A 23,418-nucleotide genomic window follows, 5' to 3' on the forward strand; every position below is an offset into this window, starting at 1 on the left:
CGGACAAGCGTCGACGATGCGATCGTCTTGATCGTCGATGACGATCCATCGATGCGCCGTGCGCTCACGAACCTCTTTCAATCCGTCGGCCTCAGGGTCGAGGCTTTCGGCTCCGCGGCGGAGATCATGGAAGCCAAGCCACCGGCGGTCCCCAGCTGCCTTGTGCTCGACATCCGCCTGCCGGGCTCGAGCGGATTTGACCTGCAGTCGGACCTCGCGAAGGCGAACATTCACACGCCCATTATCTTCATCACCGGTCATGGCGATATTCCGATGACCGTCAGGGCCATGAAGAGCGGCGCCATCGATTTTCTGACCAAGCCGGTGCGCGACCAGGACATGCTGGATGCGGTTCAGGCGGCGATCGAACGGGATCGCAGGCGGCGCAATATCGAGGAGTCGGTCGCGGGAGTGCGGTCCCGCTTCGAGGGTTTGAGCGCGCGCCAGCGCGACATCCTCATCCTGGTGGCGTCCGGTCTGATGAACAAGCAAGTCGCTGCCGAGCTTGGATTGGCAGAGATTACCGTCAAGATCTATCGCGGACAGATCATGCGGAAAATGGGCGCCAAGTCGTTGGCCGACCTCGTCAGAATGGTGGAGGCGCTCGGAATCTCACGCCCGGGGGGAAAGGTGCAAACCTAAGTATGCTTTTCAAGCTCGCTCCAAGAGCCCACCTTCCGCCAGGTGCGGCACCGTGATCGGCGGCTCCCCGATCAGGAGCGATCATCTTGTCAATCCCCTCGGCTATTTCCGTCATTGACGATGATCGATCAGTCCGCCTTGCGACGAACAATCTGCTGACGTCGCGGGGATACACGGTCAACATCTTTCGCTCCGCTGACGAATTTCTTCAATCGGCCGAACTGAAGACAACGTCCTGCGTGATCGCGGATGTGCAGATGGCGGTCATGGGCGGCGTTGAGCTCTTGATGCACATGCGCAGCCTCGGTCATCACACGCCGTTCATCTTCATGACAGCCTTTCCCGACGATGCCGTGCGCGACCGCGCGCTGAAGGCGGGCGCTATCTGCTTTCTCGCGAAGCCCTTCTCCACGCCGGCTCTGCTTGAATGTCTGCGTATGGCCCTGTCCGGCTCCGATAAAACCGAGACGTGATACGCCGGCGCCGAGCCCCGGCGATAAGGCGCTCAATCCACCGTGATGTTGGCGGCCTTGATGATCGGCCACCATTTTGCGATCTCGGCCTTCTGGCGCGCGCCGAGGGCTTCGGGCGTGAGCTGATCCTGCGGCGTCATCTCCAGGCCCTGGCCCTCGAGCTGCTTCTTCACGGCAGGATCGTTCAGCGCTTCTACGGCCGCCGCATTGAGCTTGGTGACGATCTCCTTCGGCGTGCCCTTCGGCACCCACAGGCCCGACCACAGCGTCATGTTGAAGCCCTTCAGGCCCGCTTCATCCGCGGTCGGGATGTCGGGCGCCGAAGCCAGGCGCTTGTCGTCGGTGATGGCGTAGGCGCGGATGGTGCCGGCCCGCACCTGGTTGATGGAGTTGGAGGTCTGGTCGACGATGACATCGATCTGGCCGGCGATCAGATCGTTCAGTGCGGGCGCGGTGCCGCGATACGGCACGTACTGCAGCTTGATGCCGGAGATGCTCTCGAAATAGACGCCGGCGATGTGGCTGCCGGAGCCGGCGCCAGCCGTGCCGGCCGTCGGCGGCGACGGCCGCGATTTCAGCCAAGCCAGCAGCTCCTTCAGCGAGGTTGCGGGCACCGCGTTCTTGCTGACCACGATCATCGGGTTGCTCGGCAGCAGCACCACCGGCTCGAGATCGGAGACGAGATCGTAATTGAGCTTGTAGACGGCGCCGTTGGCGACGTGGGTGCCGAGATGGCCGAAGGAGATGGTGTAGCCGTCCGGCGGCGAATGCACCGCGCGCCCCACCCCGATCGAGCCGCCGGCGCCGGTGACGTTCTCGATCACCAAGGGCTGGCCGAGCGAGGTGCGCATGCGCTCGGCGAGCACGCGCGCCATTGCATCCGACGGACCGCCAGCTGCGAAGGGCACGATGATGGTGATGGGATGCGACGGATAATCGTCGGCGCGCACGGCGCCCGTGAACGCGACAATGCCGATCAGCCCGGCCCAGACGGCCTTGTTCATTGTGTTCTCCCCGGCGATGTCGTTTTTTATCTCTTCCCGCGTACGGGAAGAGAGGTCGTTCGTGAAGAGATGAAATGACGCGCTAGAACTGTGTGTAGTCGATCGGCTTGTGGCGATCGAGCGTGCGGGTGACCGGCGGCAGCGGGTATTTCAGGCCGGTCGCGCAGTTGAACAGCATCACGCGGTCGGTCTTGCTGACGCGGCCGTCGGCAAGGCTGTCCTTGTAGGCGGCATAGGTCGCGGCGCCCTCGGGGCAAAGCAACAGCCCCTCCTCGCGCGCCACTTCGTTCAGCGCCGCCGAGATCTTGTCGTCGTCGACCGCGATGGCAAAACCCTTGCTCTGCCGCACCGCGCGCAAAATCAGGAAGTCGCCGATCGCCTGCGGCACGCGGATGCCGGATGCGATGGTGTGGGCATCCTCCCAGCGGGTGGCGTGCTCGGTGCCGGCCTCATAGGCGCGCACCATCGGCGCACAGCCCGAAGCCTGCACCGCGACCATGCGCGGACGCTTCGAGCCGATGAAGCCGATCTTCTCGAGCTCGTCGAAAGCCTTCCACATGCCGATCAGGCCGGTGCCGCCGCCGGTCGGATAGAAGATCACGTCGGGCACGTCCCAGCCGAGCTGCTCGGCGAGCTCGAGACCCATCGTCTTCTTGCCTTCGATGCGGTACGGCTCTTTCAAGGTCGAGGTGTCGAACCAGCCCACTTTTGCTTTGCCCTCGCCAACGATCTTGCCGCAATCGTCGATATAGCCGTTGACGCGATAAACGGTCGCGCCCTGCAGCTCTATCTCGCTGACATTCACCTCGGGCGTATCGGCCGGGCAGAAGATCGTGGTCTTGATGCCGCAGGAGGTTGCATAGGCCGCGAGCGCCGCACCGGCGTTGCCGTTGGTCGGCATCGCCATATGCTTGACGCCGAGCGCCTTGCCCATCGACACCGCCATCACGAGGCCGCGCGCCTTGAACGAGCCGGTCGGCAGCCGACCCTCGTCCTTCACGATGATCTCGCCCCCGCCGAGCTTCTGGCCGAGCTTGGGCAGCCGGATCAGCGGCGTGGTGACTTCGCCGAGCGAGACGATGTCCTTGCATTTGCGCACCGGCAGCAGCTCGCGATAGCGCCACATGTCGGCGGGACGCTGGGCCAGCGCGTCCTTGGTCAGCGCCTTCTTCACACCGGCGAGGTCGTAGCGCACCAGCAGCGGCTTGCCGGCCTTGGAAAGGTTGTGGACCTGATCGGCGGCGTAATGATCGCCTTCCATCGCGCATTCCAGATGCGTGACGAAGGTCGGGCGCTCGATGGTCAGGTTGTCATTGTCGTGCATGGGGTGATTTCCTTCTCATTTTGCAAACGGCTCTCGCCGCTCGTCATTGCGAGCGGTGGGCGGCGATGGCGCCCCTCAAATATTCAGCACCCGCCCATAAGCATCCAGCACGGCTTCCTTCATCATTTCCGACAGGGTCGGATGCGGGAACACCGTGTGCATCAGCTCTTCTTCCGTGGTCTCCAGATTCATGGCGACGACGTAGCCCTGGATCAGCTCGGTCACTTCAGCACCGACCATGTGGGCGCCGAGCAGCTGGCCGGTCTTTTTGTCAAAGATCACCTTGACCAGGCCCTGGTCCTCGCCAAGCGCGATGGCCTTGCCGTTGCCGACGAACGGGAAGCGGCCGACGCGGATCTCACGGCCGTTTTCCTTGGCCTTGGCTTCGGTGAGACCGACGGAGGCAACCTGCGGCTGGCAATAGGTGCAACCCGGGATCAGGTTCTTGTCCATGGGATGCGGATGCAGGCCCTTGATCGCCTCGACGCAGATCACGCCTTCATGCTCGGCCTTGTGCGCGAGCATCGGGGGGCCGGCGACATCGCCGATGGCATAGATGCCGGGGACGTTGGTCTTGCCGTAGCCGTCGATCACGATGCAGCCGTGGTCGGTTTTGACGCCAAGCTTTTCGAGCCCGAGATTTTCGATATTGCCGACCACGCCGACAGCCGAGATCACGCGCTCGAACTCGGTCGTGGCCGGCTTGCCCTTGCCGTCATCAATCGTGGCGACGACGCTGTCGGCCTTCTTCTCGAGCTTGGTCACCTTGGTCGAGGACATGATCTTGATGCCCTGCTTCTCCAGGCGCTTGCGGGCGAGGCCTGCGATCTCGGCGTCCTCGACGGGAAGGATCTGAGGCAGCACCTCGACGACGGTGACGTCAGAACCCATGGTGTGGAAGAACGAGGCGAACTCGATGCCGATCGCGCCCGAGCCGACCACCAGCAGCGACTTCGGCATCCGCTCCGGCACCATCGCCTCGAAATAGGTCCAGATCAGCTTCTTGTCGGGCTCGAGCCCTGGCAGCACGCGCGGACGCGCGCCGGTCGCGACGATGATGTGCTTGGCCTGGTAGCTCCCCTCGCCGAGGGTCCCCTTCGGTGCCTCGACGTCGGACTTCTTCACGGTGACCTTGCCGGGGGCATCGATCGAGGCGGCGCCCCAGATCACGCTCACCTTGTTCTTCTTCATCAGGAAGCCGACGCCGTCGTTCAGCCGCTTGGAGACGCCGCGCGAACGCTGCACCACCGCCTTCGGATCGAACGACACCTTCTCAGCTGACAGGCCGTAATCCTTGGCATGCTGCATGTAGTGGTAGATCTCGGCGGAGCGTAGCAGCGCCTTGGTCGGGATGCAGCCCCAATTCAGACAGATGCCACCGAGATAGGCTTTCTCGACGATCGCGGTCTTGAGACCGAGCTGCGCGGCGCGGATCGCGGTGACATAGCCGCCGGGACCGGAGCCGATGATGATGACGTCGAAGGATGTGTCGGCCATTGCGGCTCCCATTCAACTTAAATTCGTAGGGTGGGCAAAGCGAAGCGTGCCCACCGCCGTCTAACGCCATGAAATAAGGTGGGCACGGCGCCTTGCGCCCTTGCCCACCCTACGTATCCACCGTTCTCGGCTCACACCATCATCATGACGGGGTTTTCGATCAGCTGCTTGAAGGCGCCGATCAGCTCGGCGCCGAGCGCGCCGTCGATGGCGCGGTGATCGCAGGACAGCGTCACGCTCATCATGTTCGCGATCTCGATCTTGCCGCCGCGCACGACGGGCCGCTCCTCGCTGGTGCCGACCGCCAAAATGGTGGCGTGCGGCGGATTGATCACGGCGGTGAAGTGGCTGATGCCGAACATGCCGAGGTTGGAGACTGCGGTGGTGCCGCCCTGGTATTCCTCGGGCTTCAGCTTGCGAGAACGGGCCCGCGCGGCGAAATCCTTCATCTCGTTGGAGATGGTGGAGAGCGTCTTGGTCTCGGCCTTGCGGATGATCGGCGTGATCAGGCCGCCGGGCATCGCCACCGCGACGCCGACGTCGGAATGATGATGCTTGACCATGCCGCTTTCGGTCCAGCTCACATTGCAGTTCGGGATCTTCTGGAGCGCGACCGCCATCGCCTTGATGACGAAGTCGTTGACCGAGATCTTGTAGAGCGGCTTCTTCTCCTTGTCCTTCGGAGCAGCCGCATTGATCTCCTCGCGCGCGGCGAGCAGCTTGCCGATGTCGCAGTCGATGGTCAGGTAGAAGTGCGGGACGTTCTGGATCGAGGCGGTCAGGCGTTGCGCGATGGTGCGGCGCATGCCGTCATGCGGGACGACCTCGTAGGAGCCAGGCTCGAATAGCGAGAGGATCTGCTTGTCCGACATAGTCGGGGCAATCGAGGGTGCACCGGACGGCGCCGCGGCGGGTGCCTTGAGACCCTTGCCGGACTTGGCCTGCTCGACGTCGCGCGCAACGACGCGGCCGTGCGGACCGGTGCCGATGACCATGCCGACATCGATGCCAACTTCCTTGGCGATGCGGCGCGCCAGCGGCGAGGAGAACACGCGGCCGCCCTGGCCGTTGCTCTGCGCAACCGGTGCAGCAGCGGCCTGCGGCGCCGAAGCAGCGGCAGCAGGCGGCGGAGCCTTGGGGGCGGCAGGCGCAGGAGCGGCAGCAGGAGCGGCAGCAGGCGCAGCAGCGGCTTTCGGAGGCGCGGCCGACGCGCTGGGCTTGGCGGCGCCAGCCGCCTTCACGTCCTCGCCTTCGCCGGCGAGCACCGCGATCACGTCGTTGACCGGGACGTCCTGCGTGCCCTCGGGCACGAGGATCCTGGCGATCGTGCCCTCGTCGATGGCCTCGACCTCCATGGTCGCCTTGTCGGTCTCGATCTCGGCGATGATATCGCCGGATTTGACCTTGTCGCCTTCCTTCTTCAGCCACTTGGCGAGGTTGCCCTTCTCCATCGTCGGCGAAAGAGCGGGCATCAGGATGTTGATGGGCATGCTGACCTCAAGAAGAATTTTGCAAAACGTCGTCTCCGACAGCGAAGACGAACAGACCAGGTTTAGTTGCCGATGTCGCCCTGCCACAGGCGCTCATTGGCAGGGATGGAACGCCAATTCTTCATCATGGCGATGGAGCGGTCGTCGGCAAGGTCGAGCCAGGGGATTCCGAACTTGTCGAGAATATCCTTGGAACCCTCGAAGGTGACGGATTCCCCGATCACCACCAGCTGAACCTTGAACAAGCCGAGCGCGCCGGCACACATCGAGCACGGCGACAACGTGGTGTACATGACGGTGTCATGGAACGAGATCGCACCGGCTTCGCGCAGGCAGCTCATCTCGCCATGAAGGATCGGATTGTTCTCCTGCACGCGGTTGTTGTGACCGCGGGCGATGATCTTGTTGTCGCGCGTCAGCACGGCGCCGATCGGCAGGCCGCCTTGCGCAATCGAGGCTTCCGCTTCGCGGATCGCCTCCAGCATGAGATCGTAATGGTGGGATTCGATCGCCACGGTCAGTGTCCCTTCCCGCGCGGGGTCGTGGTGCCGGTGTCGGTGGGACGCTCGATTTCCGCCTGGAACATCTCGAGGATCCGGTTCATCGCGTCCTCCTCGGTGTATTCGCTCTCGCGCGCATAGGCGCGCGCGGCGTGACGGGCGAGATCGACGAGCAGCAGGCCCCACATGTCGGGCTCTTCGAAGGCACGCTGGAACGCCATCGACAGCCCGCCATCCAGCACGAACACGCGCAGGATCTCGACCGCGTCGTCGCGGGCGAGGACGTCGGGCGGCAATGGCTGCTCCTTCGGGCCCGCCATGGCCTACCTGTAGCAGACAGCTTTGGCGGCCTCGACCACTTCAGCCGCCGAGGGCAGCGCAAGCTTCTCCAGGTTTGCCGCATAGGGCATCGGCACGTCCTTGCCGGTGACGCGGGCGACCGGCGCATCCAGATAGTCGAAGGCGTTCTCCATGATGCGCGCAGCGATCTCGGCGCCGACGCCGCTCTGGGCCCAGCCCTCCTCCACCGTGACGGCACGGCCCGTCTTCTTGACAGAGTTGATGATCGTCTCGGTGTCCATCGGGCGCAGCGTGCGCAAATCGATCACCTCGGCCTCGATGCCCTCCTTGGCGAGCTCGTCGGCGGCCTTGAGCGCATAGGACATGCCGTTCGACCAGGAGATGATCGTGACATGGCTGCCCGAGCGTACGATCCGCGCCTTGCCGATCGGGATCACGAAGTCGTCGAGCTTCGGCACTTCACCGGTGTGCCCGTAGAGCATCTCGTTCTCGAGGAAGATCACCGGATTGGGATCGCGGATCGCGGCCTTGAGCAGACCCTTGTAGTCGGCGGCCGAGAACGGCGCGACCACCTTGAGACCCGGAATGTTCGAGTACCAGGACGCGTAATCCTGGCTGTGCTGGGCGGCGACGCGCGCAGCCGCGCCGTTCGGTCCGCGGAACACGATTGAGCAGCCCATCTGTCCGCCGGACATGTAGAGCGTCTTGGCCGCGGAGTTGATGATCTGGTCGATCGCCTGCATGGCGAAGTTGAAGGTCATGAACTCGACGATCGGCTTCAGGCCGGTCATGGCCGCGCCGACCCCGACACCGGCAAAGCCATGCTCGGTGATCGGGGTGTCGATGACACGCCTGGCGCCGAATTCCTGGAGCAGGCCCTGGGTGACCTTGTAGGCGCCCTGATATTCGGCGACCTCCTCGCCCATCACGAAGACGTCGGCGTCGCGGCGCATCTCTTCCGCCATGGCGTCGCGCAGCGCTTCGCGGATGGTCTGCGTCACCATCTCGGTGCCGGCAGGCACTTCGGGATCTGGCTCGGCGACGGCCTGCGGCGCAGGCGCGGCCTTTGGCGCGGGCGCTTCGGCTTTGGCAGCGGCGGGAGGTGCGGATTCCGCAGCCTTCTCCTGCTTGGCCGGCGCGGGCGCCTTGGCGAGATCGGCGGCACTCTCGCCGTCGGCGAGGATGGTCGCGATCGGCGTGTTGACGGCGACGTCGGCGGTGCCCTCGGGGATCAGGATCTTGCCGAGCGTGCCCTCATCGGTCGCCTCGACCTCCATGGTGGCCTTGTCGGTCTCGATCTCGGCGATCACGTCGCCGGACTTGATCGTCTCGCCCTCTTTTTTCAGCCATTTGGCAAGGTTGCCCTTTTCCATCGTGGGCGACAACGCGGGCATCAGCACTTGAATTGGCATATCTTCTCCAAAAGAAAGCTTGCGCGCGTTTCAGCGGTAAACGTCGGTCCAGAGCTCGGCGGCATCCGGCTCGGGATCGTGCTGGGCAAAGTCGGCGGACGCGTTGACGATGTCGCGCACCCCGGCGTCGATCGCCTTGAGGTCGGCCTCGCTGACCTTGGCCGCGAGCAGTCGGTTGCGCACCTGCTCGATCGGATCCTGGTCGTGGCGAACCTTCTCGACCTCCTCGCGCGTGCGGTACTTTGCAGGATCGGACATCGAGTGGCCGCGATAGCGGTACGTCTGCATCTCCAGGATCATCGGGCCCTTGCCGGAGCGGCACCAGGCGGCAGCTTCATCAGCCGCAGCCTTGACCGCGCGGACGTCCATGCCGTCAACCTGCATTCCGGGGATGTTGAAAGAGGCGCCGCGCTTGGAGAAATCCTGCTGCGCGGAGGCGCGCGAGACCGAGGTGCCCATGGCGTAGCGGTTGTTCTCGATGACGAAGATCACCGGCAGCTTCCAGAGCTCCGCCATGTTGAAGCTCTCATAGACCTGGCCCTGGTTGGCCGCGCCGTCGCCGAAATAGGTGACGCTGACATTGCCATTGCTGCGATAATTGTTGGCGAAGGCGAGACCGGTGCCGAGCGAGACCTGGGCGCCGACGATGCCGTGGCCGCCGTAAAAGTGCTTCTCCTTGCTGAACATGTGCATGGAGCCGCCCTTGCCCTTGGAATAGCCGCCGCGGCGGCCGGTGAGCTCGGCCATCACGCCGTTGGCTTCCATGCCGGTGGCAAGCATATGTCCGTGATCGCGATAGCCGGTGATGACCTGATCGCCCTGCTTCAGGGCCATCTGCATGCCGACCACCACGGCCTCCTGGCCGATATAGAGATGGCAGAAGCCGCCGATCGCGCCCATGCCGTAGAGCTGACCGGCCTTTTCCTCGAATCGCCGGATCAGCAACATGTCGCGGAGCGCCTTCAGCTCCTGCTCCCTGGTGAACTCCGGGGGCGAACCGCCGTCGGTCTTGTCTTGTGGGCTGCTTGCGGCGGCTTTCTTGGGGGCGGCCATGGGAATTCCGGGTCAGAGAAAACTAAGCCCTCTCTAACCCAACTCAATCGCGTGTGAAAGCACCGCAGCGACATGGCACGACTTTCATTATGCCGCACTGCAACGTGGCGGAAATTTTGCAAAATCTTTGGGCTTGATCAGGCAACATTCGGCTTTGGCAATGCTCGGCTCACCAGCCGAGCTCTCGCAAATACGTTGCGCGGGCGGCAACGCCGGTGTGTGTGAAGTCGGTGAAGACCCCGTCGACGCCGAGACGGAAAAATTTGAGATATTCCTGGGCCGGATCGGCGTGATAGTCGGCCGCGAGATATTTCTTCTCATTCCGGAACGTGAAGACGTGGACGAATAGGCCGAGCTTGTGCGCGTCGGCGATCAGACTGGTTGCCTCCTGCGTCGATGCCTCGGGCGTCGAGCCCTTGTAGGGCGTGCCGTCGGCATTGCTGTCCTTCCACGGCGCGACCTTGAGCGGAACGATATAGGCCTTCCACGGGCCGATGCCGTCGGCATAGGTCTTGATCTCGGCGAGACCCACGGGGCTCAGCATCGCATCGTACAGGCGCGCGTCACCGGCTACCGTCCAGTCGAACGGACGGGAGTTGGTGATGTTGTTGAGCAGGACCTTGCCGGTCTTGAAGTCGATGCCGTTACCATCGATGAGCTGAACCTGCCGCGTCTCCAGGCCATGGCCGCGCATATATTTCAGGCTGCCGGGCTCGAAACTCTGGACCAGGATCGGCGCGTCCTTGGTGTTGAGGCCGTTGTCCTTGATGATCTTGATTAGGGCATCCTCGAGTGGATGGCTGCCCGGCGCGCCGCAGCCGTTGGCGATGGCCTGCGCATTGTTCCAGGTCGGGTTCTTGGTTTCCGGATAGACCAGGATGGGACGCCCGGTCTCCTTGCTCTTGGCCTTGGCGATATCGAGGATGTCCTGGAAGCTGATAACCGGGAATTTGCCGTTGAACACCTTCGGCCGCTCATTGGCCGCATCGTAGGTGGTGCCGCCGATCCATTGCTTCAGCTCGGCCATGGTGAAGTCGGTGATCGACCAGTCGTTGGTGTGATCTTCGCCGTCGACGATCAATGACTTCAGCACCGATTTGGGATCGGCCGGATCGGTGAGATCGACGAGGTAGTCGGCGGGCCCGTTGGTGGGAGAAGGCGCCTTGACACGCACGCCGGGCACCGTGCGCTTGCGGGCCGCGACTGCCGCATTGGTCTTCGCCACCTCGGCCACGTCAGTGTTATCCGCGAGCCAGGGGTTGTGACGCGCGACCAGGACGCAGTCCTTGGTCAGGTGCAGGTCCTCTTCGAGCGCGTCGGTTCCGAGCGCCGCGGCGAGGTCATACGAGGCCTCGGTCTCTTCGGGCACTAGCCCCGGCACGCCGCGATGGCCGAGGATCAGCGGCGCCTTTCCGTCAACGGTCAGGAAGGGTTTTGCGCCTGATGGCGACGAGGCGGTCTGTGCATATGCCATCGACAGCGGCAGGAATGCCGCGCTGAACAGCATCGCTCCAATACGCAGCGTCCGTCGGGAACGATCGTTCGTCATGACAAGCCTCCATCTTCGCGGCAACGCATCAATGCCGGGCTTGCTGTCTTGTCTTAAGACTCTGACATGCGGATGACGGCGGAAGGCAGGCGATTCAGTTCTGCGGGATCATCCGAACGAGATCGTGCGGATTGACATAGTCGAGCTGGAACCGCGCCCGCTCATCCAGCATGTCAGGATCGATCTTCTCAGTGCGCAGCAGCGAGACGCGCTGCTCGCTCCGGGCGCGCTCGCGCTTGAGCTGGGCGAGCTCGCTGGTCAGCGCGATGATCTCCTGGTCGAGCTCCTGGCGGGCGTTGAGGCCGTATTTGCCGGTATAGGCGTTGACGCCGAAATAGCCGACGATGGCGGCCGCCATCGCATAGAGGGCGAGACCGGTCAGGACCGATTTGAGGCGGGCGCGAGAGACCATTTTGGCAAGATGGGGCAGCTTGGTTAAGGGAGTGCTAATCTTCCCTTTCCCGTATTACGGACCCGTCATGCCCGGGGTTTATCCTTGGTTTATCCCGGACATGACGGAGGCTCGGACCTTATCAGCCGTGATGCTTGGCAACGTGCGCGGCGAACGCGTCGATGTAGGCCTGGAGCACGGGCTTGAGCGACTCCTTGACCAGATTGCCCTCGGCATCAAAAGCGTCGCCGACCGCATTCAGATAGATCTCGGGCTGCTGCAGGATCGGGCCGGCAATGCCCGGCAGGATGTTCTGGAGCGTCTTGGCGGCGCTGACGCCACCGAGCGGGCCCGGCGAGTTGGAGATGATACCGACAGGCTTGCCGTTGAACGAGCTCTTGCCATAGGGCCGTGAGGCGACATCGATAGCGTTCTTCAGCACGCCCGGGATGGCGCGATTGTATTCCGGCGTGACAAAGATGACGCCGTCGGACTTCTGCAGCTTCTCGCGGAAAGCCAGCCAGTCGGCCGGCGGCGCGCTTTCGAGATCCTGGTTGAAGAACGAGATGCCCCCGAGCGTCACGACCTCGAGCTTGAGAGATGCCGGCGCGAGCTTGGTCAGCGCATTGGCGATCTTCCGAGAGAAGCTGTCCTTGCGCAGGCTGCCGGCGATCACGACGATATTGTAGGCCATGGGTTGTCCTTGAGATCTGGAGCGAGAGTTCCGCGGCAGCACTTAAGCGATCCGGACCGATGGATGCAAGTGCATGAACCGACCCGATTTGGAAACGCTGAGTTTCTTGAAAGCAGATGGTCGTCCAAAACAACCGGGCCGCCAAGCGGCGGCCCGATCTTTCGTGCAAATCTGCAAACGGGATCAGATCGTCGGATTCCACGCCGACGGGATCAGGCGATACCTGGCGCCGTCCTTCTCGACATGGCCGACCGAGGGGAAGGTGAAGTGGAAGCCGACCACGGTCGCCTTCTCGGCTGCCCGCCATGTCGTAGAACTTGTGGCGGGTCTCCTGCGCCAGCGCGCCGTCGGTGTCGAATGCCACGTGCCAGTCCGGATTGCGCAAGAAAAGCTCGGGAATGTTGGTGACGTCGGACTGGATCAGCACCTTCTTGTCGCCCGAGGCGACCGCGAACGAAGTGTGACCGGGCGTGTGGCCGGGCGTCGCGATCGAGGTGATTCCGGGCGCGACCTCCTTGCCCCATTCATACTTCGTCACCTTGGACTCGATGCCGGCGAAGGTCTTCTTCACGTTGGCGAAGTAGTTCTTCATCATGTCGCTGGATTGCGCCTTGGCGGCGTTGTCCTCGCTGGTCCAGAACTCCCAATCCTTCACCGGCACCATGATCTCGGCATTCGGGAACGCGAGCGAGCCGTCGGCCAGGCGGATGCCGTTGGTGTGGTCGGGATGCAGGTGCGACAGCAGCACGATGTCGATGCTCTTCGTATCGACGCCGGCGGACTGCAGGTTTTGCAGGGTGCGGCCGACCGCGCCCTTGCTGGGCTCCAGATTGGCGACGCCGTTGCCGGTATCGATCAGCACGAGCTTGGAGCCGGTGTTGATGAGCTGCGGATTGAACGGGACCGTGACCATGCCCTTCGGCATGTAGGCGGCGTCGGCAGCGGCGAGCGCTTCCTCCTTCGGAATGTTGGCGACGAACTTGTCCGGCATCGGGAAGCTGCGCGCGCCGTCATTGATCGAGGTGCACTCGAAGCTGCCGACCTTGTAGCGGTAGAAGCCCGGCGCCTGCGCGCCGGCTTGCGGCACCGCGGCATTGGTTGCGATTGGTCGCAATCCCGTGACGGCGGCCGCGCCGACTGCAGCGGCGCCTGCAAGCAGATGACGGCGATTGAGATCGGTCATGGAGATGTCCCCTTCTGAGCGCGTTACGGTTTTTCCGCTTTCAACGCGGCGGAATAATCTCCCGCTTCTCTCAGAAGGCAAGACCTCTTTTAGGTAATCTGCCGTCGCCGATCACGAAGATTTATTCGGATTGATGAGGAATTTTTCGCCGGTGGCACGTTTGGCGTACACCGCGATATTGGCGGGATCGAGCGCCTCCTGCAGCGACACCACCTTGGTGTAGTGGCTGGCAAAGGTGGTCTTTAATTCGCTCACGACGCGCTGACGCAGCCGTCCGATGTCGGCAGGTCCGATCTTCTGCAGGAACGGAGTCAAGAGCCAACCGCCAACGCCCCAAGCCATGCCGAAGCCGCGCGGCAGCTCGATCGGACGGATATCGAGCGCGCCGTAGACGTAAACCTGCTTGTGCACGCTGGAGCCGTAACGGCTGTATTCCTTCGCGGTCTTGTTGATCGCGATTTCCATGCAGTTGAGGATGTCGCCGGCGAGCTTGCCGCCGCCGATGGCATCGAAGGCGATGGTCGCGCCGGTCTCGACCAGCGCAGCCGTGAGATCGTCGAGGAAATCAGGCACGCTGGAATCGACAACATGCTTGGCGCCGATCTTCTTCAGGATCTCGGCCTGCTCCTTGCTGCGCACGACGTTGACGAGCCCGATGCCGTCCTTGATGCAGATCTTGTTCAGCATCTGACCGAGATTGGAGGCGGCTGCGGTGTGCACCAGCGCCTTGTGGCCTTCGCGCCGCATCGTCTCGGTCATGCCGAGCGCAGTGAGCGGATTGACGAACCAGGATGCGCCCTCTGCCGCCGTCGTGCCCTCGGGCAACGGCTGGCAGTCCCTCGCCTTCAGGGTCCGGTACTGCGCGTACATGGCACCGCCGATCATCGCGACGGTCTTGCCCATCAGCGCCTTCGCCGCATCCGACGAGCCGGTCTTAATGACGACGCCGGCACCCTCATTGCCGACCGGCAGGGATTGGTCGAGCCGCGCGCCCATTGCGCGCATCGCACCATCAGGCACCTTCGCGGTGATGACGGGCGCCTCTTTCGTGCCAGACGCCTTCGCCGTGCTCATGTCGGCAGCGCCGACGAGCAGGCCGAGGTCGGACGGGTTGATCGGCGCCGCCTCGATGCGGACGACGACCTCGTCATCCGCGGGCTCGGGAGTCGGCACGTCCAGAAGCAGGATCTCGAGCTCTCCGCTCTTCTTGATCAGCGAACGCAGTTGCAGTCCGGTCTTGCCGTCGCTCATGTCGATCCTCCCCTGTCCTTGTTCAAGCGCTGGCTTATGCCAGCGCCTTCAGTGCCGCCTTGCCGCCGTAGAGCGCCTGCTTGCCGAGCTGCTGCTCAATGCGGAGGAGCTGGTTGTATTTGGCGGTGCGATCGGAACGTGCAAGGGAGCCGGTCTTGATCTGACCGCAATTGGTGGCGACCGCGAGGTCGGCGATCGTGGAATCCTCGGTCTCGCCCGAGCGGTGCGACATGACCGAGGTGTAGCCGGCCTTGTGCGCCATCTCGACGGCGGCGAGCGTCTCGGTCAGCGTGCCGATCTGGTTGACCTTGATCAGGATCGAGTTGGCGCGGCCGGCCTTGATGCCTTCGGCGAGACGCTTGACGTTGGTGACGAAGAGATCGTCGCCAACCAGCTGGCATTTCTTGCCGATGAGGTCGGTGAGCTCCTTCCAGCCGTCCATGTCGTCTTCCGACATGCCGTCTTCGATGGTGACGATCGGATAGCGGCCGACGAGGTCGGCAAGGTACTTGGCCTGCTCGGAGACCGAACGGGTCTTGCCCTCGCCTTCATAGACGTACTTGCCGTCCCTAAAGAATTCGGTCGAGGCGCAATCGAGGCCGATCACGATATCGCTGCCTGCCTTGTAGCCCGCCTTGCCGATCGCGTTCATGACGAACTCAAGCGCGGCATCCGCCGACGGCAGGTTCGGGGCGAAGCCGCCCTCGTCGCCGACATTGGTGTTGTGGCCGGCCTTCTTCAGTTCGGACTTCAGGGTGTGGAACACTTCCGCGCCGTAGCGCAGGCCTTCGGCGAAGGAGGACGCGCCCACGGGCAGGATCATGAACTCCTGGAAGTCGATCGGGTTGTCGGCATGCACGCCGCCATTGATGATGTTCATCATCGGCACCGGCAGCAACCGCGCCGAGGTGCCGCCGACATACCGGTAGAGCGGCATGTCGAGCGAATTCGCGGCCGCCTTGGCACAGGCAAGCGAGACGCCGAGAATGGCGTTGGCGCCGAGCCGGCTCTTGTTCGGCGTGCCGTCGAGGTCGATCATGATCTGGTCGATCTGCGCCTGCTGCTCGGCATCGAGGCCGCTCAGGGCCTCAAAGATCTCGCCATTGACGGCGCCGACCGCCTTGGTGACGCCCTTGCCGAGATAGCGGGTCTTGTCTCCGTCGCGAAGCTCGACCGCCTCATGGGCGCCGGTGGAGGCGCCGGAGGGCACGGCGGCGCGGCCGAGCGCGCCATCTTCCAGCACGACGTCGACCTCGACAGTGGGATTGCCGCGGCTATCGAGGATTTCGCGTCCGATGATTTCGATGATGGCGGTCATGAGGGCCTCTTTTCGGGGAGCAAAGGGGGGCAGTTGGCGGTGCTTCTACCGCAATGCATCGAAGCGGAAAAGGCCGGGTGACGGCCGCGCCACGATTGGCTAAGAGGGCCGCTCGGAGGCGGCCTCATGTCGAAAAAACCCAGCAAATCAAGCAACTCACGTTCAGATTCCCCTGCCCTGCAGCTCGGCCGTGCCGTGGAATGGCCGGATGCGCCCGAGAAGGCGAAGCTCGACCGAGTCCCGAATCCGCAAGGAGGGACCGAATATCTGGTCCGTTTCACCGTGCCGGAGTTCACCTCGCTCTGCCCGGTGACCGGCCAGCCCGATTTCGCCCATCTGATGATCGACTACGCGCCCGGCCAATGGCTGCTGGAGTCGAAATCGCTGAAACTCTACATCGCGAGCTTCCGCAACCACGGCGCCTTCCATGAGGACTGCACCGTGATGATCGGCAAGCGCATCGCCGCCGAGATCAAGCCGAAATTCTTGCGCATCGGCGGCTACTGGTACCCGCGCGGCGGCATCCCGATCGATGTGTTCTGGCAGACCGGCCGCGTGCCGAAGGGCCTATGGTTGCCCGAACAAGGCGTCGCGCCCTATCGCGGCCGGGGCTAGTTGGAGACCCGTGACGATGACATCGATACCTGCAAAATTCCGCGGCGTTGCCTTCGGCCTTCTTGGCGTCCTGTGGTTCACCGGCGCGTCCCACGCTGCCGAAGTCCGCGTGATGATCTCGGGAGGATTGACGGCGGCCTTTCAGGCGCTCGTGCCTGAGTTCGAGAAAGCCACCGGCAACAAGGTGCTGACCGCCTACGGGCCGTCGATGGGCACCACCACCAATGCGATTCCGGTCCGGCTCGAGCGCGGCGAGCCGGCGGACGTGCTGATCATGGTGGGCTACGCGCTGACCGATCTCGTCAGCAAGGGCAAGGTCGTGGCCGGCAGCCAGATCGATCTGACGCGATCGCCGATCGGGGTCGCCGTGAAATCGGGGGCGCCGAAGCCGGACATCAGCTCGGTGGACGCAGTCAAGCAGGCGCTACTGGCCGCGAAGACGATCGCCTATTCCGACAGCGCCAGCGGCGTCTACGTCTCGACCGAGATGTTCGACAAGCTCGGAATCACCGAAGCCATGAAGGACAAGGCGCGAAAGATTCCGGCGACGCCGGTCGGCGAGATCGTCGCGCACGGCGAGGCCGAGCTCGGCTTCCAGCAGATCAGCGAATTGAAGCCCGTGAAGGGCATCGACATCGTAGGTCCCCTGCCGAAGGAATTGCAGCAGATCACGATCTTCTCGGCCGGGATCGCGACCGTATCGAAAGAACAAGAGGCCGGCCGGGCCCTGATCAAATTCCTCGCCTCGCCCGCGGCCCGCGACGCGATCATCGCGCGCGGGATGGAGCCGATCGGGCCTTAGTGTCCACGAGAGCGGGCTCGCGGGCAGATCAATGCCCGCTCAGCACCAGCGTCTTGACCGGCAACAGCAGGGCCTGAATCCGCAGCAGCATGGCGTGCACAAGTCCGGTCGCATCGACGATGTGCAATGCGAAGCTTTTAAACGCACCGATTTTGCCCGACGCGATCAATTCGTGATTGCTGGTGTAGGCGTTAGCAATGCAACTGCTGCCGGGCGTCACACCCTCTAGGCCGCCCTTGTAGATCGGCTCCATGAAAACGAGAATCGTGCCGGGTCGAACGGTATTCTGCACTTCAAGCAGTTGCTCACCGCCTCTGAACTGGCCCGCTGCGATGTAATCCTGCACGTCCGTGACCACCATCGGAATGATGGTCCATGGCTTTGAAATGCAGGCGGCCTCGGCCACCATTCCGACTTTCATGACTTGCGCTTCGATCTGACCGAACCCCGCCGAAAGTGCGCGTTGCCCAGCGCCTTCGGGGATCAGGACGCCCGCGGACCGCAGCATGGGATTAACGACGTCGCCCGGCCGCAGCAGGAATTGTTCGACACGGCCGTCCACGCCGGCGCGAACGTAGGTCTTGTCCAGATCGACCTGCGCTTCAGCGAGCGCGGCTTCCGCGCTTGCCTTCTCTGCCGGGAGAAGCGCGCTGACGCGCGTCGTTACGGACTGCCTTGCCGCAGTTGCAGCATCGACCGAGCCCTGACGGCCGGCGACGGCCACCTCGAGCTTTTCGATATCCCGCTGCGGCACGATCCCCGGATTGCGTTTCTGTAGCTCGCGCTTGACGTCGAGTTCGTCGTTGGCCTGTTGCAATGCGCTCTTGGCTTCCTGAATCTGGCCTTCCGATTTGAGAATATCGGCCTGCGCCGTCAGCATCGATGCATCGACTTCGGCGACCTTGCGTTTCGCCGTCTCCAGCGACGCCTGCTGTTTGGAATTGTCGAGCCTGAAGATCACGTCGCCTTGCTTGATCGGCGCGCTGTAGTCGACATGAACCTCTGCCACCCGTCCGGTGATCTCGGGGACGATAGGCACGGTCCGATAGTACAACGTAGCCGATGTGGTCGACGGGTGATAATAGAAAATCATCGTAATCAGCGAGACGGTCAGCATCAGGCAGGCGATGATGCCAAATCGCAATTCGAACCAGACCGAATAAAGCGTAATCTCGTGCCCGAGGCGCTTTCCCTGCCGATATCGGCGATAGAGATAGTCGGGAAATATTGTCAGGAGCGAGCAGAGCAGCAGCTCAAGCATGACCGGCCACCTCGCTCTTGGCGCTCTCAGCCTTGACGCTCTCAGCCTTGGCATCGCCGACCACAGGAGGTTGCGCAGCACCAGCTCCATTCGGTGGCTCGGTCGGATCTTGCTCCGGCGCGACGCCGGCCATCTTCTCGACCGAGCCGGCAATCTTGCGCAGCGGCGTGCTGAAGTCGGGCAGATCGATCATGGCGAGGAACAGGCCGATCACCCAGAACAGGTGGTTGTGCGTGAACAGCGCCAGCAGTCCCAGTACGGCCACGATCTCAAACTGGAATTTCTGCGATTTGTGAGCCTTCCGCTCCGGCAAAGTGTGCAGGTGCAGATAGATATTTCCGACTGCGAGAACGGCGCCGACCAGAACGATTCCGACGACAACCATCAGGACATCGGTGTCACCCGGCGCGGTGATGAAGGAAGGCAGGTGATGCGGGGCGGCGGGATGAAGCGATTCACTCACGCGTCTCTCCCCGAAATTGCATTGGGAGCCGGCCGCTCCAAATTCATTCTTTCACAATGCCGGAACTTGGCAAGCACAAAGCTCGTGCCACACCTTCAAGATGCGCCTCGGCCCGTCTCGTACGCGCTGGGAAAACAGGCCTTCGCGTTTGCGCGCATCAGCCGCCGCGCCAACAATGAAGCTGTCGCCTTCAGCCGTGAGCGAGCTCGACTGGCTCGACGGATTGGCGGCCAACGGGCGTGCTCGCGACTACGGCACGACCAATACCGGCACGCTTCCGTTGACGAGAACTTCGGACGTCTGACTTCCCAGGAACAGCTTCCTGAGGCCGCGACGTCCATGCGAGGCCATGACAATCAAATCGCAGCCCCTGGACTTTGCCGTTTCGACAATCGCGGTGGCGGGGTGCGCATTCGGAACGTGTAAGAGCTCTACCGGCAGCCCGCTCCGCTCTGCCATGGATCGAGCTTGATCGAGCACCTTGCCCGCGCGTTGCCTGCAGGCTGCGTCAAACTGATCAATCTCTTCTTGCGAGGGAACCCATCCCGAATCGAATCCGCCGCCATAGTCGATCGGCAGCGGTTCCGTCACGGTGACGATTGTCGCTTTGGCATTCAAGGCCTTTGCCAGAGCAATTCCATGCTCAACGCCTTTTCTTGCGACATCCGAGCCGTCGGTGCTCAAGAGGATATTGGCGTACATTGGGTGGCTCCTTGCTGATTGCCCCCTGCAAGTGATGCCTCCGAATATGGTCCGATCCCGGCCTCCGGTCTATTCGCTTTTATTTCAATCTCAATATCTCGGCCCGCGAAACACTGGCCTCAGGCACGCGCGTCGGACGGTGCCCGCGGCTTGAGGAGCGCGGCGCAGGCAAGGCCCAGCAGCACCATGAGCACGGCACTCGCGACCAGCGTCGGCGCCTTGCCGGTATGCGCAAGCCCGAACCCGTAGGCCAGCGGTCCGACCGTCTGGCCCATGAAGAAAAAGAACGAGTGCAGCGACATCGCCGTCGCACGCGCCTCGACCGACAGCTCGCTGGCGAACACCTGCAGGCAGCCGTGGATCATGTAGAAGCCCCAGCCCATCAGCAGCATGATGGCGAATTGGACTTTCCAGCCGGGCCCAAGAGCGAGTGCCGCGAGCTGGAGCGCGACGAGGCTCGCGCCTGCGATCATCATGCCCCTGACGCCCAGTCGCGGCAGGAAGCGCGAGACCGTGAACGTGTAGAACAGCCCACCGACCGCGAAACCCGCGATCACGATGCCCGCGATCGACAGCGAGGTCTCGCCTAGATCGAACAGCAAGGCGGCGATGAAGGGAAACAGCCCGAACACGCAGCAGCCCTCGACGAACACGGCCGAATAGCAATAGCGCGCGTTGGGATTGGCGAGGATGGTGCGATAGCCCTGCCGCAAGGTCTTCAGGTCGCTCTTCGGCGGCGCCGTCAGGGCGGCGCCGCGAAAGCCCGCCGCGACCGCGACAGCCGCGATCAGCCCGAGCGCCCCGACGATCACGAGCACGCCGCGCCAGCCGACGAGATCGCCGATGATGCCCGAGGCGGTCGCGCCGAGCAGATTGCCGGTCATCGAACCGGCAAGCGTGCGTCCGATCGCCACCTGCCGCTTGGCTGGTGCTACCAGGTCGGCGGTGAGGCCGAGCGCAACCGGGAACACGCCACCCGAGGCGATGCCGGCGAGCATGCGGCTCGCGAACAGGCCCGAGAAGGAGGTCGAGAGCGCGCCGAGAACGCAGGCGACGCCGAGCAGCGCCAGGCACAACGTCATCAGCCGCGCCTTGCCGAACAGATCGGCCGCCGCACCGACGATCGGCTGGATCAGCGCGTAGATCAGGGCGTAGCCGGCCGCGATGCTCGCCGCCGTCGTGATGCTGATCGAAAATTCCTCCGCGACATGCGGCAGCACCGGGTCGAGCGCCCGCGTCGACAATGCAGCCGAGAAGCTCGCAAGCGCGATGATGTTGATCGCAGGCGGAAACCTCTGGTCGGTCGACGGCCTGGCCACGGGCTCGTGCATCAGTGCATTTGGCCCTTGGCGATCGTATCGAACGCCATCAGCGTACGGATCAAGCCTTCGAACTCGCGCAGCGGCACCATGTTGGGCCCGTCCGACGGCGCGCGGTCGGGATCGGGGTGAGTCTCGATGAAGACGCCGGCGACACCGACGGCGACCGCCGCGCGCGCCAGCACCGGCACGAATTCGCGCTCGCCGCCGGAGGACGCACCCTTCCCGCCCGGCTGCTGCACCGAATGGGTCGCGTCGAAAATCACGGGCGCACCTGTGGTGCGCGCCATGATCGGCAGCGCGCGCATGTCCGATACCAGCGTGTTGTAGCCGAAGGAGGCGCCGCGCTCGGTGACGAGCACGTTGGGATTGTTCGCGCTGGTGATCTTGGCGACCACGTTCGTCATGTCCCAGGGGGCGAGAAACTGGCCCTTCTTGACGTTGACGACCTTGCCGGTTGCGGCCGCGGCCAGCAGCAGATCGGTCTGGCGGCACAGGAAGGCCGGGATCTGCAGGATGTCGACGGCCTGTGCGACGTCGGCGCATTGCGCAGCATCGTGCACGTCGGTGAGCACGGGCAGGCCGAGCGAGGACCGGATCTCGGCGAAGATCGGGAGCGACTGCGCCAAGCCGAGACCGCGTTCCGCCGAGGCGCTGGTGCGGTTGGCCTTGTCGAAGGAGGTCTTGTAGACGAGGCCGATCTTCAGCCGCGCGGCGATCTCCTTCAGCGCGGAGGCCACCTCCAGCGCATGCTGGCGGCTTTCGAGCTGGCACGGGCCGGCAATGATCGAGATCGGCAGTTCATTGCCGAACCTGGCCGTGCCAACAGTGACGACCGGGGCCGCGGATGATGAAGAGCTCAAGGCCAATTCCCTCGTTTCGCCGCGACCATAGCGGTGATGAGGGGCCGATCAACCCCATTCGGCCCGGGCTATCAGAATATCAGGGTTGCGCGAGGGTTCCCGTCGCAACCCATGCCGGACAAGCGCTATTTGACCGACGAGAAGGCGGTCGGCGTCAGCAGCTGGCTGACGATGTTGCCGACGATCTGGCCGTCCGCTTCGCTCTCGGCGCGCCCCTTTATCCAGTCCGGGTCGGTCATGAACTTGCCCCACTTGGTCTCGCGCTCGGCAAGCGATTCCCAGGCCAGGAAGTAGGTCAGCTCCTGGTTGGATTCACCGATCAGCGTGGTGAAGAAGCCGGCCTGGCGGATGCCGTGCTTCTCCCAGAGCTTCAGCGTCACCGTCTCGAACCGCTTCAACAGCGCCGGAAGGCGGCCGGGCAGGCAGTGATAGACGCGCATCTCGTAGATCATTGTTGTATTCCTCCCTGAACAGGTGCGGAGGTTATAACGATCGGCCCTGATACTGTCTTGAGCCCTGCCCGGCGGCCCCCGCGGCGTTTCGCGCATGGCTGGTCCTGTTCCCGCAATGCTGCCGCAATGATCGGGCCGCTAGAATGGCTCAATGGGGTTGAGGTGGCGGATCATGCGAATCTTGCTCGTCGAGGATGAGGCGGAGATGGCCACAGCGCTGTCGTCGGCGCTCAGGCGCTACGACATGGTGGTGGATCACGCCCCCACGCTTGCGGATGCGGAGGAAGCGATTTCCGCCGACGTCCATGCCGCCGTCCTGCTCGACCGCCAGCTTCCCGACGGCGACGGCCTCACCCTGATCCCGAAGCTTCGCGCACGCGCCGACGGCGTGCCGATCATCGTCCTGACCGCTCGCGGCGAGCTCGCCGACCGCATCGCCGGGCTCGACAGCGGCGCCGACGATTATCTCGCCAAGCCGTTCGCGGTCGAGGAGTTATTGGCGCGACTGCGCGCCGTGCTGCGGCGGCCCGCGGGGCTGTCTCCGGACGTCATCCGCGCCGGCCGCCTCGCCTTCGATGTCGGCCATCGCGAGGCCAGCATCGACGACCAGCCGTTCGAGCTGCCGCGCCGCGAGCTGCTGGTGCTCGAAGCCCTGATCCGCCGGATGGGCCGCACGGTGCTGCGCGCAGCGCTGGAAGAGGCTGTCTACAATTTCGACGACGAAATCCAGTCGAATGCGCTGGACACCCATGTCTCGCGGCTGCGCCGCAAGCTCACTGATGCCGACGCCGGCGTGGAGATCCACGGCATTCGCGGCGTCGGCTATCTCCTGAGGAAGCTGCCGACTTGAAGAAGCCAAC

General features: G+C 63.6%; 24 protein-coding genes and 1 pseudogene. 5 read left to right on the forward strand and 20 right to left on the reverse strand.

Going from position 1 to position 23,418, the window contains the following annotated elements; all coding sequences use genetic code 11:
- Positions 1–51 precede the first annotated feature (51 nt).
- Both ABID59_RS08095 and ABID59_RS08100 read left to right on the forward strand, forming a co-directional pair.
- A complete protein-coding gene (locus ABID59_RS08095) occupies positions 52–642 on the forward strand; it encodes a response regulator transcription factor (protein WP_430640189.1) in 591 nt (196 codons plus the stop codon).
- A gap of 86 nt (positions 643–728) precedes the next feature.
- Positions 729–1,115 carry a response regulator transcription factor gene (locus ABID59_RS08100; RefSeq protein ID WP_187435143.1) on the forward strand — a complete coding sequence of 129 codons (387 nt, stop codon included), beginning with the start codon at positions 729–731 and terminating at the stop codon, positions 1,113–1,115.
- A gap of 32 nt (positions 1,116–1,147) precedes the next feature.
- Here the strand turns inward: ABID59_RS08100 and ABID59_RS08105 are convergent, their stop codons facing one another.
- The 14 genes and pseudogenes from ABID59_RS08105 to eno form a co-directional block, all read right to left on the reverse strand.
- Complete coding sequence (locus tag ABID59_RS08105) at positions 1,148–2,119, reverse strand: tripartite tricarboxylate transporter substrate binding protein BugD (protein ID WP_354083018.1); 972 nt, start codon at positions 2,117–2,119, stop codon at positions 1,148–1,150.
- Positions 2,120–2,201: 82 nt separating this feature from the next.
- Complete coding sequence (locus ABID59_RS08110) at positions 2,202–3,443, reverse strand: threonine synthase (protein WP_354083019.1); 1,242 nt, start codon at positions 3,441–3,443, stop codon at positions 2,202–2,204.
- A 75-nt stretch (positions 3,444–3,518) separates the two neighbouring features.
- Positions 3,519–4,940, reverse strand: coding sequence for a dihydrolipoyl dehydrogenase (gene lpdA, locus ABID59_RS08115; RefSeq protein WP_354083020.1), 1,422 nt, complete (start codon positions 4,938–4,940; stop codon positions 3,519–3,521).
- Between the two features lie 131 nt (positions 4,941–5,071).
- Positions 5,072–6,430, reverse strand: a complete 1,359-nt coding sequence (locus ABID59_RS08120; RefSeq protein ID WP_354083021.1) for a pyruvate dehydrogenase complex dihydrolipoamide acetyltransferase — start codon at positions 6,428–6,430, stop codon at positions 5,072–5,074.
- Positions 6,431–6,492: 62 nt separating this feature from the next.
- Positions 6,493–6,945, reverse strand: a complete 453-nt coding sequence (locus ABID59_RS08125) for a nucleoside deaminase (RefSeq protein WP_354083022.1) — start codon at positions 6,943–6,945, stop codon at positions 6,493–6,495.
- A gap of 2 nt (positions 6,946–6,947) precedes the next feature.
- Positions 6,948–7,250, reverse strand: coding sequence for a DUF5076 domain-containing protein (locus ABID59_RS08130; protein ID WP_015685879.1), 303 nt, complete (start codon positions 7,248–7,250; stop codon positions 6,948–6,950).
- A 3-nt stretch (positions 7,251–7,253) separates the two neighbouring features.
- Positions 7,254–8,642, reverse strand: a complete 1,389-nt coding sequence (locus tag ABID59_RS08135) for a pyruvate dehydrogenase complex E1 component subunit beta (protein ID WP_148753739.1) — start codon at positions 8,640–8,642, stop codon at positions 7,254–7,256.
- Between the two features lie 30 nt (positions 8,643–8,672).
- Complete coding sequence (pdhA, locus tag ABID59_RS08140; RefSeq protein ID WP_148753738.1) at positions 8,673–9,695, reverse strand: pyruvate dehydrogenase (acetyl-transferring) E1 component subunit alpha; 1,023 nt, start codon at positions 9,693–9,695, stop codon at positions 8,673–8,675.
- Between the two features lie 169 nt (positions 9,696–9,864).
- Positions 9,865–11,244, reverse strand: coding sequence for a glycerophosphodiester phosphodiesterase family protein (locus ABID59_RS08145; RefSeq protein WP_354037000.1), 1,380 nt, complete (start codon positions 11,242–11,244; stop codon positions 9,865–9,867).
- A gap of 94 nt (positions 11,245–11,338) precedes the next feature.
- Positions 11,339–11,656 (reverse strand): FtsB family cell division protein, encoded by a 318-nt coding sequence (locus tag ABID59_RS08150; protein ID WP_148753737.1) that lies wholly within the window; start codon positions 11,654–11,656, stop codon positions 11,339–11,341.
- 121 nt (positions 11,657–11,777) lie between these two features.
- Positions 11,778–12,329, reverse strand: coding sequence for an NADPH-dependent FMN reductase (locus ABID59_RS08155; RefSeq protein WP_148753736.1), 552 nt, complete (start codon positions 12,327–12,329; stop codon positions 11,778–11,780).
- A 183-nt stretch (positions 12,330–12,512) separates the two neighbouring features.
- Positions 12,513–13,512: pseudogene (locus tag ABID59_RS08160) on the reverse strand (MBL fold metallo-hydrolase).
- A 111-nt stretch (positions 13,513–13,623) separates the two neighbouring features.
- Positions 13,624–14,763, reverse strand: coding sequence for a zinc-binding dehydrogenase (locus tag ABID59_RS08165; protein ID WP_354083023.1), 1,140 nt, complete (start codon positions 14,761–14,763; stop codon positions 13,624–13,626).
- 34 nt (positions 14,764–14,797) lie between these two features.
- Complete coding sequence (eno, locus tag ABID59_RS08170) at positions 14,798–16,081, reverse strand: phosphopyruvate hydratase (RefSeq protein WP_354083024.1); 1,284 nt, start codon at positions 16,079–16,081, stop codon at positions 14,798–14,800.
- Between the two features lie 126 nt (positions 16,082–16,207).
- On the opposite strand from eno, the gene queF reads away from it, so the two are divergent.
- A complete protein-coding gene (gene queF / locus ABID59_RS08175; protein WP_354037005.1) occupies positions 16,208–16,696 on the forward strand; it encodes a preQ(1) synthase in 489 nt (162 codons plus the stop codon).
- A 16-nt stretch (positions 16,697–16,712) separates the two neighbouring features.
- Positions 16,713–17,498, forward strand: coding sequence for a molybdate ABC transporter substrate-binding protein (gene modA / locus ABID59_RS08180; RefSeq protein WP_354083025.1), 786 nt, complete (start codon positions 16,713–16,715; stop codon positions 17,496–17,498).
- 28 nt (positions 17,499–17,526) lie between these two features.
- Here the strand turns inward: modA and ABID59_RS08185 are convergent, their stop codons facing one another.
- The 6 genes from ABID59_RS08185 to ABID59_RS08210 all read right to left on the reverse strand — a co-directional run bounded on the left by ABID59_RS08185 (position 17,527) and on the right by ABID59_RS08210 (position 22,558).
- Positions 17,527–18,759 carry an HlyD family secretion protein gene (locus ABID59_RS08185; RefSeq protein ID WP_354083026.1) on the reverse strand — a complete coding sequence of 411 codons (1,233 nt, stop codon included), beginning with the start codon at positions 18,757–18,759 and terminating at the stop codon, positions 17,527–17,529.
- Positions 18,752–19,222, reverse strand: a complete 471-nt coding sequence (locus tag ABID59_RS08190; protein ID WP_354083027.1) for a hypothetical protein — start codon at positions 19,220–19,222, stop codon at positions 18,752–18,754. Before ABID59_RS08190 ends, ABID59_RS08185 begins: the two co-directional genes overlap by 8 nt.
- A gap of 249 nt (positions 19,223–19,471) precedes the next feature.
- Entirely contained in the window at positions 19,472–19,924 is a 453-nt protein-coding gene (locus ABID59_RS08195; protein ID WP_354083028.1) for a universal stress protein, read from the reverse strand.
- A gap of 119 nt (positions 19,925–20,043) precedes the next feature.
- On the reverse strand, positions 20,044–21,255 hold the full coding sequence (locus ABID59_RS08200) for an MFS transporter (RefSeq protein ID WP_354083029.1): 1,212 nt from the start codon (positions 21,253–21,255) through the stop codon (positions 20,044–20,046).
- Positions 21,255–22,106, reverse strand: coding sequence for a 3-deoxy-8-phosphooctulonate synthase (gene kdsA, locus ABID59_RS08205; RefSeq protein WP_354083030.1), 852 nt, complete (start codon positions 22,104–22,106; stop codon positions 21,255–21,257). The genes ABID59_RS08200 and kdsA overlap by 1 nt, the downstream gene beginning before the upstream one ends.
- 125 nt (positions 22,107–22,231) lie before the next feature.
- Positions 22,232–22,558 (reverse strand): NIPSNAP family protein, encoded by a 327-nt coding sequence (locus ABID59_RS08210; protein ID WP_148753725.1) that lies wholly within the window; start codon positions 22,556–22,558, stop codon positions 22,232–22,234.
- A 172-nt stretch (positions 22,559–22,730) separates the two neighbouring features.
- Here ABID59_RS08210 and ABID59_RS08215 point away from each other — a divergent pair, with 172 nt between their 5' ends.
- A complete protein-coding gene (locus ABID59_RS08215; protein WP_354083031.1) occupies positions 22,731–23,408 on the forward strand; it encodes a response regulator transcription factor in 678 nt (225 codons plus the stop codon).
- Positions 23,409–23,418 lie beyond the last annotated feature (10 nt).

This window comes from Bradyrhizobium sp. S3.3.6 (genome assembly GCF_040546905.1).
Classification (GTDB): domain Bacteria; phylum Pseudomonadota; class Alphaproteobacteria; order Rhizobiales; family Xanthobacteraceae; genus Bradyrhizobium; species Bradyrhizobium cytisi.

Excerpts from the sequence above, each read along its gene's own strand:
- ABID59_RS08210 (WP_148753725.1), bottom strand. The coding sequence starts at position 22,558 with ATGATCTACGAGATGCGCGTCTATCACTGCCTGCCCGGCCGCCTTCCG.
- ABID59_RS08135 (WP_148753739.1), bottom strand. The coding sequence starts at position 8,642 with ATGCCAATTCAAGTGCTGATGCCCGCGTTGTCGCCCACGATGGAAAAG.
- ABID59_RS08110 (WP_354083019.1), bottom strand. The coding sequence starts at position 3,443 with ATGCACGACAATGACAACCTGACCATCGAGCGCCCGACCTTCGTCACG.
- ABID59_RS08095 (WP_430640189.1), top strand. The coding sequence starts at position 52 with ATGCGCCGTGCGCTCACGAACCTCTTTCAATCCGTCGGCCTCAGGGTC.
- ABID59_RS08105 (WP_354083018.1), bottom strand. The coding sequence starts at position 2,119 with ATGAACAAGGCCGTCTGGGCCGGGCTGATCGGCATTGTCGCGTTCACG.
- ABID59_RS08185 (WP_354083026.1), bottom strand. The coding sequence starts at position 18,759 with ATGCTTGAGCTGCTGCTCTGCTCGCTCCTGACAATATTTCCCGACTAT.
- lpdA (WP_354083020.1), bottom strand. The coding sequence starts at position 4,940 with ATGGCCGACACATCCTTCGACGTCATCATCATCGGCTCCGGTCCCGGC.
- modA (WP_354083025.1), top strand. The coding sequence starts at position 16,713 with ATGACATCGATACCTGCAAAATTCCGCGGCGTTGCCTTCGGCCTTCTT.
- ABID59_RS08130 (WP_015685879.1), bottom strand. The coding sequence starts at position 7,250 with ATGGCGGGCCCGAAGGAGCAGCCATTGCCGCCCGACGTCCTCGCCCGC.
- ABID59_RS08120 (WP_354083021.1), bottom strand. The coding sequence starts at position 6,430 with ATGCCCATCAACATCCTGATGCCCGCTCTTTCGCCGACGATGGAGAAG.
- ABID59_RS08145 (WP_354037000.1), bottom strand. The coding sequence starts at position 11,244 with ATGACGAACGATCGTTCCCGACGGACGCTGCGTATTGGAGCGATGCTG.
- ABID59_RS08215 (WP_354083031.1), top strand. The coding sequence starts at position 22,731 with ATGCGAATCTTGCTCGTCGAGGATGAGGCGGAGATGGCCACAGCGCTG.
- ABID59_RS08195 (WP_354083028.1), bottom strand. The coding sequence starts at position 19,924 with ATGTACGCCAATATCCTCTTGAGCACCGACGGCTCGGATGTCGCAAGA.
- ABID59_RS08155 (WP_148753736.1), bottom strand. The coding sequence starts at position 12,329 with ATGGCCTACAATATCGTCGTGATCGCCGGCAGCCTGCGCAAGGACAGC.
- ABID59_RS08165 (WP_354083023.1), bottom strand. The coding sequence starts at position 14,763 with ATGAGCGACGGCAAGACCGGACTGCAACTGCGTTCGCTGATCAAGAAG.
- queF (WP_354037005.1), top strand. The coding sequence starts at position 16,208 with ATGTCGAAAAAACCCAGCAAATCAAGCAACTCACGTTCAGATTCCCCT.
- ABID59_RS08200 (WP_354083029.1), bottom strand. The coding sequence starts at position 21,255 with ATGCACGAGCCCGTGGCCAGGCCGTCGACCGACCAGAGGTTTCCGCCT.
- eno (WP_354083024.1), bottom strand. The coding sequence starts at position 16,081 with ATGACCGCCATCATCGAAATCATCGGACGCGAAATCCTCGATAGCCGC.
- ABID59_RS08150 (WP_148753737.1), bottom strand. The coding sequence starts at position 11,656 with ATGGTCTCTCGCGCCCGCCTCAAATCGGTCCTGACCGGTCTCGCCCTC.
- pdhA (WP_148753738.1), bottom strand. The coding sequence starts at position 9,695 with ATGGCCGCCCCCAAGAAAGCCGCCGCAAGCAGCCCACAAGACAAGACC.